This window comes from Collimonas sp. PA-H2, assembly GCF_002564105.1.
In the GTDB taxonomy this organism is placed as follows: Bacteria; Pseudomonadota; Gammaproteobacteria; order Burkholderiales; family Burkholderiaceae_D; genus Collimonas.
The window spans coordinates 1,834,675-1,846,348 of sequence record NZ_PDBX01000001.1 but is presented as its reverse complement, the minus strand read 5'-3'; the positions used below and the strand labels follow the sequence as shown (position 1 = coordinate 1,846,348).

Sequence of the window (11,674 nt, the reverse complement as noted above, 5' to 3'; positions counted from 1 at the left end):
TACAAGTCAAGCCAGGTCAGGCGTTCATCAGAGCAAGGCGGCGTTGCGCATCACAGAAGGAAGTCTTAGTCGAGGGTTTCGATGATGTGCGACTGGTTGGTATAGATGCAGAGCTCGCCGGCAATCACCAGCGATTTCTTGACGATCTCGGCCGGCGTCAGCTCGGTATTTTCCTGTAGCGCCTTGGCGGCTGACTGGGCGAAGGTGCCGCCGGAACCGATGGCGCCGATGCCGTCGGTCGGCTCCAGCACGTCGCCGTTACCGGTGATCACCAGCGTGGTTTCGCGGTCAGCTGTCAGCAGCATGGCTTCCAGCCGGCGCAACATGCGGTCGGTGCGCCATTCCTTGGCGAGGTCGACCGAGGCGCGCATCAGATTGCCCTGGTGCTTTTCCAGTTTCGATTCGAACAGGTCGAGCAGCGTGAATGCATCGGCGGTGCCGCCGGCGAAGCCGACCAGCACTTTGCCTTGGTACAGCTTGCGTACTTTGCGGGCAGTGCCTTTCATTACGACATTGCCGAGTGTTACTTGACCGTCTCCGCCCAGGGCGACGCTGTTGCCGCGCCGTACTGACAGGATGGTGGTGCCATGAAATTGTTCCATTTTGCTAGCCTCAGAAAATGCGGACGGTGCCGCTCATGCAGGGCGCAGGATGCTGCGGCCTTGCTGCATGTGATTCAGTATCAAGCGATAAGTTGATGCTGTTCCGAAAAAATGGGGACGGCTGGCGTGATTACAAGCGCGATTTAAAGCGACTTGGATAGCTTTGGCGTTGTTTTTTAACTACGGCTGAGCCTGGCTTTGTTAAAAAATCAATTCTTGCGCGGCACTACCCGCACGATTTCCTGTATGCCCACTACCTTGAACAAGGCGGTCACCAGATGGTTGACGTTGTGGAATTCGATCGCATTGCCGTTGCTGGCAAGCTGGGCCAGTCCGTTCAATAATTCGCCCGCGGCGCTGAAATCCACCCTGACCAGGCGCGAACAGTCCATGATCGCCGGACTGTGGCTGTTGGCGTGGGTTTGAATTTTGGTCAGCAGCTCTTCGGTGCGGCCCTCGATCAGGATCGGCATGAGCAGGCTGTTGCTGCCGACCGTATTGGCGGCAGGGGTTTCTTCAGCGGCCGTAATGATCTTGGAATGCGGCGCGACGAACGGCGGCGGCGAAACTTCGAAGGTGATCGAATAATCGATGCTGGCGTCTTCGTAGGCTTGCTCAAGATTGAGCAGATGCAGGATTTCCAGCAGCAACAGCCATGGCGCGGCGGTTTCGTCGCGGCGGCCGACCAGCAGGATCTCGCGGATCTTGTCGGCCAGCTCATCGGCGCCGACCAGGACTAGGTCGAGTCCGGATTTTTGCAGTTTTTTCAACATGCGCAGCAGCAGGCCGCAGCCGATAGGGTCGACCGAGCTGACGCGGGTGAATTCCAGCCGTACCGCCGGGTGGGTAACGCTCAGTTTCTGGGCACGCTCAAGTTGCTTGCCGATGTTGGCGTCGAGCTTGCCGGAAAATGCCACTGCGGGGGTGGCGCCGGTCTTTTCCTGGTTCTTGGCCTGCGGATCGAGGGTCATGATATCGATCCAGGTCGGCGGCGAGGTTTCAAATTTGTTGGCGAAATCGACCGAGAGGTTGTCAAATTCCTGTTGCTTGCCGGTGATCTGGTACAAGTCCAGCAGCATCCACCAGACAATGTGGGTGGAGGAGCCGAGCTGGTCTTCGCCGATCGCGCTCAGCAGCAAGGCTTCGGCGATGTCGCTCTGGTCGCTGGCAAACAGCACCGCGGCTTCTTCGATCACTTCCGGCGTGTCGGATACCGATACTTCGATGCTGCCGCTTCTGGATTGATCGTCCAGATATTCAGTGGTCCGGCTCATGACCGGCAGCGTCAGCTGAGTGGTATTCGCTCCCAGCGGGGCGGACGGCGTCGTGGCAGAGTCTGCCAGCGATTTCTGCGACTGCGGCAGATGGACGAATTCGGAAGACATCTCAGATTCGATCGCATCGATCTTCATGGTGGTCGTGCTGCGCACGGAACCATCGCGCACGGTGGTCGTGTTGACCAGCCGCTCCGGGCTTTCGCCAAACAGAACCGGCGCCTGATTGTCTGCCGCGGCTGGTAACTTGTCATCCTCCGGCCGCGTACCGCCTGGACGATTATTTTTGCCGAAGAGCGAGAAAATCCCCACGTGTTAATCCTGAAAGTTAGTTGCTGTTAAAGCTGCGTGAGTAGCTGTAATTTTGTTGAAAACCGGGTTGTCGGATAAGGCCGCTTGCTACCGGGCCGGGCACCGATTCCGCGAATTTCCAGATGCGCTTTTGTCATCGCTTTGCCAATGCTTTTGCTATCTTCATGGCCGCATTTTTGTTTTGGGACTGCCCCTGCTTTTACCTGTTTCAGATAAAAAAAAGCACGATCAATCGGTACCGCTAAAGGTAACACAAAGCCACCCAGGAAGTATGTCTGGAACCCTCTAAGTTATGACATAAATATGTTGTGATTTTTGCACATTTCCCACGAAAAGCGCCCATCCTCCAAGCGCTGGTTCAAGGCACATCGGGATTGCGCAGCGCTGGCGCTTTGTGCGCGCCTGATATTCCGGCCTTGCAATCCCGCTGCCTCAGCTTAGAACTTGCTGCGCACCCCCAGGATCAGGCTGCGTCCCGGCTGCGGCGCGACATCTTTCAGCACCGAGGTCGCCAGGCGGATATCCTGGTTCAGCAGGTTTTTGGCCAGGGCGAACCAGGTTAGCTTGAGTGCGCCTAAAGTTTGCGTGTATGCGAGGCTGGCATCGATCTTGGTGTAGGCCGGCGTGGTGCTGTGCTCGAATGCCGCCAGCCGGTCTTGCTGCTGGGCGCGCAGGATGGTGAGGCCGCTGCGCCATGCGCCTTGGACATAGCCGAGATCGACACCGTAGCGGCTGGCAGGCTGCAAGGGCAGATTGCCCATGTTAGTCAGTTTGCCGCGCGAAGTATCGGCAAAGCCGCGCACCGAAAAGCCTTCGCCCAGCAGGTTATAGCTGATTTCCGCTTCGGCGCCGCGGATGGTGGCGTCGGCCTGCGACCAGAGCCGTTCCGTGAATTCGCCATGATCATGGTCGTGATCGTCATGAGCGCTGTGATCGTGATCGTCCACAGCTGCCTCGCCCATGCGGCCATAAACATAGTTGCGTACGTGGTTTTCGAACAGGTTGGCTTTCCAGCGTATCAAGCCCGTGGTTTTCTGCAATGTGAGTTCGATGTTGCGCGAGGTTTCCTTTTTCAAGGCCGGATCGCCGATATCGAAAGTGGCGGTCGCTTCGTGCGGCCCATGCGAATACAGCTCTTCCGCGCCAGGCGCGCGCTGGGCGACGGAGAGTGTCGGACCGAAGCTGTAGCCGGGAGCGAAGCGCCACAGGCCGCCGATCGAGTACGAGGCCAGATTGAACTTGCGGTCGGCCAGCTGGGCTGCGGCATCCGGCTGACGCTTCACCGATTCCAGGCGCAGCCCGGCTGTGGCGAGGACGGGACCAAAATCGCGCTCTTCGACCAGGAATGCGGCGAATGAGGTGGATTTGGTTTTCGGCACCGTGTCGGGCATATTGCTGGCCGCGCCGAGCGAGGAGAAGCGGGTGTCGTCGCTCTGCACGCCGAAAGTGCCGTGCCAGCCTGCCATCGGCTTGTGCGCCAGCTCCAGCCGGGTTTCCGTGGACTGGTTAGAGAAAATCGTGTGCGCCGCGCCGTCTTCTCCCTTCTCGGTGTGGCCGTAGTCGGTGCGGCCCAGCTTGAAGCTGAGTTTTTCGAAGCCGGTCAGCGGCTCATCGATCTGGCCGGCGATGTCGTAACGGGTCTGGTGCAGGTCGATGAACGATTTTTCATCGGTTGGAATGCCGTAATGATCGTCCAAAGTTGCTACCGACGCGCCGATATAGCCCCAGGAAGCGATATACGAGGCGCCGAGGCCGAGATTGGTTTCGTGGGTAAAGGAGGTCGGTAGCCGGCCTGATGCTGAAGCGGGATCGTTCAGGGTGGCATTGCCGGGGATTTTGTAGTTGCCGGTGTCGCGCCAGTTGCTGTCCAGATGCATGCCGACTGGTCCGGCGGAGCCGTCCAGCATCACGGAGCTGCTTCTGCCGTTGTCGACGCTGCTATAGCGCGCCTCGGTTTCGCCGCTGATTTCTTTTTGCAGCCGAGTCGGGATGCGGTCGTTGACGACATTGACCAGGCCGCCGATGGCGCCGGAGCCATACAGTAAAGCGGCGGGGCCGCGCAGGATTTCAATTTGACGGGCCAGTGCGGCTTCGGTGGCGACCGCGTGATCGTCGGACAGGCTGGAGACGTCGGCCACCGACATGCCGTTTTGCAGGATCTTGACGCGTGGCCCTCCCATGCCGCGGATGACAGGGCGGGAAGCGCCGGCGCCGAAGCCCGATGCGGAAACGCCGAGCTCTTGCGACAAGGTATCGCCCAGCGAGGTGCCGGTCTTGTTGCGCAGCTCGGTGCCAGACAAGACTTTGGTCGGACTCAGGATCTGGGTGTCGACGTTGGCGTTGAGCGGGCTGGCGGTAACCACGATAGGCGGCAAGGCGCCGGCCTGCTCGACGATCTCGGCCTGGGCGGATGCCGCAGACGATAGAACGGCCAGGGCGGACAGAACCGCGCTGGATAACAGCGTACGTTGGACAAGCATGATGATTCCTAGACAGGTAAGGGCCGTCGATGTCGGGATCGATGCGTGAGCAATGCGTGCTGGCGCTGCATCGGCTGCCAGCAGCGCCAGGCAAGGTGAATCGTGCGAGGCGGCAGGCAGCTGAGCATGGCTAATGCGCTATCGGTCGGGCATGGTCCCGGATGACGGCAATAAATGATTTGGCGCTTCGCGGTGAGCGAAGCCGGCAATGGCGTCCTGTCAGGAACGAGGCGGAGCGCGCGAGGAGAAATGGCAGGTGAACGGGGCATCCCAGGAGGCGAATGCCTGCCACAGGGCCAGCAGGTGTTTGCCCGGCATTGGCGGCAAGGTTGGCGGCGCCGAGTATATCGTCGCCGCCAGGGTGGCGTCGTCGAATGCTGCGCAGGAGTGACGTGCTTTGCTGCCGCCCTCGATGGCGCGTTCAATCACCGAGGTGATGTGCGTCAAGTGGGTCTCGGCTTTATTTTCCCAGGCGGCATGGACAATGCTATGCGTCAGTCCCAGCCATTGGGCGAACAGGATCGAAAACATCAGCAGCGGCGTCAGGACGGCGTGCCGGAGATGTCTTGATCGGAATGGCTGGGCTGGCATCAGGGATTCTGGATAAAGCAAACGGCGGTGAATCAGGCGTAACGATCCGAAGACAGGGAGGCTATCCGCCGTGCGCCGGTTCCGACTGCAGGAACTTGTCCTTGCAGTGTTTGCCGGCAGCTCCTCTCTCAGGACCGCTGGCGCGGATCAGTCGCCGTAAAGTTTTTGCTTCAGTTCGCGGCGTTGCTGCGCTTCCAGCGACAGGGTTGCTGTCGGCCGCGCCAGCAAACGCGGAATGCCGATCGGCTCGCCGGTTTCTTCGCACCAGCCGTATTCGCCGGCGTCGATCGATGCGATCGATTGCTGTACTTTCTTCAGCAATTTGCGCTCACGATCGCGCGTGCGCAGTTCCAGGGCATGCTCTTCTTCGATGGTGGCGCGGTCGGCAGGATCCGGCACCAGCACGGTTTCACGCAAATGTTCAGTGGTTTCTCCGGCGTTTTTGAGCAGGTCGATTTCCAGCTGCTGCAAACGCGCCTTGAAGAACGCCAGTTGTGCCTCATTCATGTAATCCTTTTCGCCCATCTTAAGGATTTGCTCTTCGGATAACAGAATGTCAGAGGTTGGTTTGGTTGTTTTAGTAGCCACTTCGCTTGCTTTCGATACGACGTTTTTTTCAATTTTATCCGTTAATCCGGCGCTTGCAGGCTTGCTGCTGGTATTGCTGGCGCCGGATCTGGCCGTTGGTGAACTCAGTTTCTTTGTAGCAGAACTACTGGTCGTTGTCTTACGCGTCACCTCATTGCGTGTTGCCTCGTTGCGTCTTTCCTTGTCAGCGTCGAGATCGGATCTTGTTGCAGTCGCTGATTTCTTGGCTAGGGATTTTACAACAGGTTTGGGACTGGGTTTGGCAACTTTGGAAACAGCCTTGGTTGCGGTTGCAGCAGGGGCTTCGGTTTTCCGATGCCCCCCGGCGGAGAGTTTTGCCGATTTTTCAGCCGTTTTTGCGCCGTCGCCAGTGCCGCTGCCGATCTTGCCGGCGACAGCAGGAGCCTGGCCCGTTTTCAGGGCTTTGCTTGATGACGTCAGTTTCCCTTGCGAAACCGCTGCCTTGGCGGCGGTCTTCTTGTCGGTCAGGTTCATGGTCCTCTCCCTTAATCAGCGGCCAAAGGACGATGCTATTGGCCTGCTATCCAGTGATTTCCCAGCGCAAAACTGCCATAGTTTATACCAAACATTGCTCCAAACCGCGAATAAAGATGTCTTTCGGCAGATTCTTGCCGATGAAGACCATTTTGCTGCCGCGTGTCTCATTTGCATCCCATTTGCCGCCGACGTCGCTGCCCATGATCTGGTGCACTCCTTGGAACACCACCTTGCGGTCGGCGCCATCCATCAACAATACGCCTTTGTAGCGCAACATGCGCGGTCCGTATACCTGCACCAGGCTGCCGAGAAACTCGTCCAGGCGGGCGGTATCGAAAGGTCTTTCACTTTTGAACACAAAAGCGGCGATTTCATCGTCATGATGGGCATGATGATGGTCGTGGTGGTGCTCATGGCCATGCTGGTGGGACGGATGGTCGCAATCGTCGCCGCCATGGTCATGCTCTTCTGTTGCCAAAAAGTCAGGGTCGATCTCCAGCTTGGCGTTCAGGTTGAAACCGCGGATATCCAGGATTTCTTCAATCGGTGTGTGCTGCGGATCGAGTGTAATGAGCGGTGCGCGCGGATTGATGCGCTTCAGGCGTGTGCTCAGGGCGGCAACCTCCTCCGGGCTGACCAGATCGGTTTTGGAGAGCAGCAATTTATCGGCGAAACCGACCTGCCGCTGCGCTTCTTCCTGCTGGTCGAGCTGCATCATTGCATGTTTGGCATCAACCACGGTGACGATCGCATCCAGCATGAAGTGCATCGCCACTTCGTCGTCGACAAAGAAGGTTTGCGCCACCGGACCCGGATTGGCCATGCCGGTGGTTTCGATGATGACCCGGTCGAAGTTCAGCTCACCGGCGCTGCGGCGGCGCGCCAGCGTAGTCAGCGCCACGATCAGGTCGCCGCGCACGGTGCAGCAGATGCAGCCGTTGTTCATTTCAACGATTTGCTCGGTGCTGTCCTGCACCAGGATTTCATTGTCGATATTTTCCTGGCCGAACTCGTTTTCAATCACGGCAATCTTGTGGCCGTGCTGCTGTTGCAGGATGCGGTTCAGCAAGGTGGTTTTGCCGGCGCCGAGAAAGCCGGTCAGGATGGTGGTAGGAATAAGTGCCATGGCGGATTCTAGAAATTAAAAAGGGGAAAAGCGGGTTTGGCAGGGCGGGCGGTGCCCGCGCTGGCAAAATGGCGGATTAGGCGGCAGGCTAATGCACGCAGTCGGCGCACCAGCCTTTGATCGTCAATTCTATCTCATGGCCTTGGAAGCCCTTGCCCAGCGTGTCTTGCAAAGCCTGCTGCAGCTGCTTGCGCAGTGCCGCCGGACTGCTGTCGCCATGTTTGTCGCCGAGCGCCAGTATGCTGTCCAGGAAGCCGGCATCGCCGCTGCCGTCCAGGCAAAACACCTTGGCGCAACGGGTGCATTTGAAATGACCGTGCTGATGCTGTGCATGATGCCCCGGGTCGCCATGTGCGCCGCCATCGCCATGATCGGCGCCGGCGCTGTAGCGAAACACCCGGTCGTCGCCGGCGATCTTGTGCGCCAGGCCGGCGTCGGTCAGGCAGTCGAGTGCGCGATACAGGGTAACCCGGTCCATGTCGACAAACTGATCCTGCATGTCTTGATGCGAAAAGGCGCAGCGCGCTTCCAGCAGGGCCGCCAGGACCTTGATGCGGACCGGCGTGATGCGCAGCGCTACTTCGCGCAGCTGCGCCTCGGCCAGGACGGCGGCATGTTGATGGAGACTCGTCTTGGCGGCTGTTGCGGTGGCGCCGCCGGCGACAGATTTGGATTTTTGGCCTGGGTTCATGATGCGATGCCGGGATAAACAAGGATTCAATTATGCCTGAAATGCAATTGAGTTGCATCTTTGCTGTCGCGTTTGATGCGGGCAGCCGGTTTGCGCTGTTTGTCCACAGCTTGTCTTTATTTGTCAGAGATTTTTTTTGCGCGCGGATGGGCCGCATCGTAGACCTGCGCCAGGCGCTGGAAATCCAGCGAGGTGTAGACCTGGGTGGCGGCGATTGAAGCATGGCCCAGTAGCTCCTGTACCGCGCGCAAATCCCCTGAGCCTTGCAGCATGTGCGAGGCGAACGAATGGCGCAGCATATGCGGATGGACATTGCTGCCGATGCCGAGCGCCTGTGCGTGATGTTTCAGGCGCAATTGAATCACGCGCGCAGACATGCGGCTGCCCCGCTCGGTCAGGAACAGCGCCGCGGCATGCTCGCCTTGATCGGCTTTCAGCAGCGTTTCTCGTTGCGGCAGCCAGGCGGCGATAGCGCGTATGGCGGGGCCGCCGACCGGCACGCTGCGCTTCTTGCTGCCTTTACCTGTGACGGTGACCTCGGCGCCGTCCAGATCGATCCAGCCGGCCGATTCATAGCCATCCTGGCGCGTATAGCGCAGATCCAGCCCGGCCAGCTCCGAGACCCGCAGTCCGCTGGAATACAGCAGCTCGAACATGGCCTGGTTGCACAGAGCCATGCTGGAGCCGGCGTCGGCCAGCGGATTGCCGCTGGCGACCAGGTGGATGGCGTCGTCGGCGGCCATCGCCTTGGGTAGCGGTTTGACGCGTTTGGGCGCCTTGACGCCTTCGACCGGATTGCTGGCGAGCGCGGTCTGCTGCGCCAGCCATTCGAAAAAGCCGCGCCAGGCCGACAGCTTGCGGGCAATCGAGCTTGGACTTAAGCCGCGCGCGTGTAATTGGGCAGCGAATTTGCGGATGTGGAAATGGCTGACCGCGGCAAACTCCCACTGTTCGCCTAGCGCCTGCGTAAAAGCCCTCAGTTCCCTCAGATCGCGTGCATAGTTGCTGATGGTGTGCGCGGATAGCTGGCGCTGGCCCGCCAAGCTATCCAGGTAGCCATTCAGGTAGGACTGGTTGGCGGCGGCATCCACGTTATTGCTGATCCAGGCCTATTCGAGCAGGCAAGCGAGCGCGGCGCTTGCGGTTTCGCCGATCTGCACCAGGAAGTCGGTCGCCATGTCGGCACTGAAGCGTTGCGCGTCGGGCGAACCCAGCACCAGCAGGCCAAAGGTGGCCGACGATGTTGAGCCGCTGCGCAGCGGCAGCATGGCGATCGACTGCACATCCTGCTCCAGCCAGGAGGCGGCTTCGAAGTCGTTATTGCCGCCGCAAAACGGCATGCTCAGGCCGTTTGCGAAAATCTTGACGTCTTCGGACGCCGCCGCTGCAAACCAGGTATGCGAATAAGCTTCGGCCACGCCCCACAGCCGCAAGGTCGCCTGAGGCACCGCAAAAGTGCTGCGCAGGCCATCCACCAGCGTGTGCGGCAAGTCGACATCATTGCGCGCCAGCAGCAGGCTGCGCGCCCAGCCAAACAGTTTCTGGGCACTGGCATCGTTTTCCTGAGCGTTACGCACCATGTCGGCCAGCCGCAGATCCTGCACTTTGATTTTCTCGCGCAGTATTTCCATTTGCCGTTCCTGCAGCGATACGGCGCGCCCCAGGAGTGGGCTGCTGAGGCGGATTTTGCCCAGCAGTTCGGCGTGTTCTTCGAAGAAATGCGGCGAGTCGATCAGGTATTGGGCGATGCTGTCGGGATCCAAGGGGGAGGTCATGTGCTGTATGTCGCTGATGAAGAAAGAGAATGACCTAGGGTACACCGCTAAGCGGCTGTATGACAACCTGAGGTATTCAGGGATTGGCGAAGGGGATGCGGCAGGCGATAAAAAAAGCCCACATGGCGAACCATGTGGGCTTTTTAGATCTTGATTCAAGCAACCTGGCCCGCTTGCCGCCGCGGGTTCGGTCAACTTAAATTAGAACTTGTGACGGATACCAACAGCAACTGCTGTTTGGTTGTTGTCGGAACCAGTGCTGTCGCCGAAGACGCCTGGATTGACTGCATCCTTAGCGCGCAGGAACGATGCGAATGCATACAGGTCAGTACGCTTCGACAGGAAGTAGTCTGTACCCAGGTTGACTTGGGTCAGCTTGCCCTTGTTCGAGCCAGCATCAGCAAATGTCAGCTTGTTGTATTGAACGCTAGCCAACAGGTGCAGAGGTGCAGTAACAGCGTAGTTCACGCCCAGTTCGAAGATGTCAGCCTTGCTGTTGTTGAAGCTGCCAACAGAGAAGCTGCCTGGTTGAATGATGCCGGTAGCAGCCAGAGTCGAGCTAGTAGCCAAAGGCTGCTTGACGCGCGACCAGTTACCGTACAGACGTGCAGGACCAGCTTGGTAGCTAGCGCCCAGGCTGAATGTCTTCAGTGCTGTGTCGCCGGCTTTGCCAGAGAATGCAGCTACTGGAGCATTGTTTGTCAGGGAAACGTCAGCAGGTGTAGTACCCAGCTTCGATTGGTAGTAAGCAGCGAACAGACCCAGTGGGCCGTTTGCGTACTGACCGCCCAGACCGAACGATTGGCCGTTCGAAGTTTGACCAGCAGCTTCGCCGAAGCCATAGATCAGGCTACCAGTGAAACCAGACAGATCTGGCGTGTTGTAGCGGATCGAATTGTTAGTACGTGTACCTTCCAAACGGTCCAGATTGTGACCGACGGAACCAGTTACACCACCGAAGTCTTGAACCGAAGTCCATTGGCTGACGTCGTCCAGGATGTCAGTTTGACGACCCAGCAGAACGGAACCGAAGTTGCCGCCCAGACCGACTACCGACTTACGACGGAACAGAGTCGACGAACCCTTGTCGCTTTGCAGCGCGCCAGTGTCGTTCGAGAAGCCAGCTTCCAATTGGAACAGAGCCTTCAGACCGCCGCCCAGATCTTCAACGCCTTTGAAACCCAGACGCGAACCTTGGATAACGCCGGAGTTAACACTGAATTTGCTGCCGTTGTTCGACGACAGGCCAGTAGCTGGGTTAGTTGCAGTCGAAACTTTGCTTGTGTAAACGATACCAGTATCAACGATACCGTAGATGGTGACGGAGCTTTGAGCTTGTGCTGCACCTGCGATTGCGCCGAGTACGGCCAGTGCGATTAGTGATTTCTTCATTTGACGTCCTTTATTTAGAAAACTGTCTTAAGGATCCGTACATCTTGCCGGATGGATGAACATTAAGGGGTCTGGCCATCTATGCTGGCGGTTTGGTTTCCTGTGGTGCTATAAATTGGTCGAAATTGAAGAAGATTGTTAATTGTGTTGTATTTTTGTGACAGGCGAGGGAAGGCATGAGCAACGCTTGTAGCGGCTCAGACTTGCGCAAATTGGAAGATTGCGGGATTTGTAATTTGGCAATTACGCATGTTGCGTAACTGATATCAGGCTTTTTGCCAGAATTGGTAAAAATCCCGGGCGGGGTAAGCCGCCCGGGATTTAATGCAAAAACAAGCTTTGCTG

The 11,674-nt window shown here is 58.2% G+C and carries 10 protein-coding genes; all 10 read right to left on the bottom strand.

Features of this window, described 5'->3' with window-relative positions; genetic code table 11:
* Window positions 1-65: 65 nt before the first annotated feature.
* The 10 genes from hslV to BCF11_RS08280 all read right to left on the bottom strand — a co-directional run bounded on the left by hslV (window position 66) and on the right by BCF11_RS08280 (window position 11,329).
* Window positions 66-602: an ATP-dependent protease subunit HslV gene (gene hslV / locus BCF11_RS08325; protein WP_038493529.1), complete on the bottom strand. Its 537-nt coding sequence runs from the start codon at window positions 600-602 to the stop codon at window positions 66-68.
* A gap of 209 nt (window positions 603-811) precedes the next feature.
* Window positions 812-2,188 (bottom strand): hypothetical protein, encoded by a 1,377-nt coding sequence (locus BCF11_RS08320; RefSeq protein ID WP_098494325.1) that lies wholly within the window; start codon window positions 2,186-2,188, stop codon window positions 812-814.
* 437 nt (window positions 2,189-2,625) lie between these two features.
* The gene (locus tag BCF11_RS08315) at window positions 2,626-4,668 is read right to left on the bottom strand and encodes a TonB-dependent receptor (RefSeq protein WP_098494324.1); all 2,043 of its coding nucleotides are present in this window, start codon (window positions 4,666-4,668) and stop codon (window positions 2,626-2,628) included.
* A gap of 219 nt (window positions 4,669-4,887) precedes the next feature.
* Window positions 4,888-5,259 carry a hypothetical protein gene (locus BCF11_RS08310; protein ID WP_098494323.1) on the bottom strand — a complete coding sequence of 124 codons (372 nt, stop codon included), beginning with the start codon at window positions 5,257-5,259 and terminating at the stop codon, window positions 4,888-4,890.
* Between the two features lie 147 nt (window positions 5,260-5,406).
* On the bottom strand, window positions 5,407-5,811 hold the full coding sequence (dksA, locus tag BCF11_RS28610) for an RNA polymerase-binding protein DksA (protein WP_061946557.1): 405 nt from the start codon (window positions 5,809-5,811) through the stop codon (window positions 5,407-5,409).
* 613 nt (window positions 5,812-6,424) lie between these two features.
* On the bottom strand, window positions 6,425-7,471 hold the full coding sequence (locus tag BCF11_RS08300) for a GTP-binding protein (RefSeq protein ID WP_098494322.1): 1,047 nt from the start codon (window positions 7,469-7,471) through the stop codon (window positions 6,425-6,427).
* An 88-nt stretch (window positions 7,472-7,559) separates the two neighbouring features.
* On the bottom strand, window positions 7,560-8,162 hold the full coding sequence (locus tag BCF11_RS08295) for a Fur family transcriptional regulator (protein ID WP_098494321.1): 603 nt from the start codon (window positions 8,160-8,162) through the stop codon (window positions 7,560-7,562).
* Window positions 8,163-8,278: 116 nt separating this feature from the next.
* Window positions 8,279-9,253 (bottom strand): tyrosine recombinase XerC, encoded by a 975-nt coding sequence (gene xerC, locus BCF11_RS08290; RefSeq protein WP_098494320.1) that lies wholly within the window; start codon window positions 9,251-9,253, stop codon window positions 8,279-8,281.
* An 18-nt stretch (window positions 9,254-9,271) separates the two neighbouring features.
* Window positions 9,272-9,937, bottom strand: coding sequence for a DUF484 family protein (locus BCF11_RS08285; RefSeq protein WP_098494319.1), 666 nt, complete (start codon window positions 9,935-9,937; stop codon window positions 9,272-9,274).
* A gap of 201 nt (window positions 9,938-10,138) precedes the next feature.
* Window positions 10,139-11,329, bottom strand: coding sequence for a porin (locus BCF11_RS08280; RefSeq protein ID WP_098494318.1), 1,191 nt, complete (start codon window positions 11,327-11,329; stop codon window positions 10,139-10,141).
* Between the last annotated feature and the right edge of the window lie 345 nt (window positions 11,330-11,674).

What these genes read in the sequence shown, in the direction of transcription:
- hslV (WP_038493529.1), bottom strand. Translation starts at nt 602, where the DNA reads ATGGAACAATTTCATGGCACCACCATCCTGTCAGTACGGCGCGGCAAC.
- BCF11_RS08315 (WP_098494324.1), bottom strand. Translation starts at nt 4,668, where the DNA reads ATGCTTGTCCAACGTACGCTGTTATCCAGCGCGGTTCTGTCCGCCCTG.
- BCF11_RS08310 (WP_098494323.1), bottom strand. Translation starts at nt 5,259, where the DNA reads ATGCCAGCCCAGCCATTCCGATCAAGACATCTCCGGCACGCCGTCCTG.
- BCF11_RS08300 (WP_098494322.1), bottom strand. Translation starts at nt 7,471, where the DNA reads ATGGCACTTATTCCTACCACCATCCTGACCGGCTTTCTCGGCGCCGGC.
- BCF11_RS08295 (WP_098494321.1), bottom strand. Translation starts at nt 8,162, where the DNA reads ATGAACCCAGGCCAAAAATCCAAATCTGTCGCCGGCGGCGCCACCGCA.
- BCF11_RS08285 (WP_098494319.1), bottom strand. Translation starts at nt 9,937, where the DNA reads ATGACCTCCCCCTTGGATCCCGACAGCATCGCCCAATACCTGATCGAC.
- BCF11_RS08280 (WP_098494318.1), bottom strand. Translation starts at nt 11,329, where the DNA reads ATGAAGAAATCACTAATCGCACTGGCCGTACTCGGCGCAATCGCAGGT.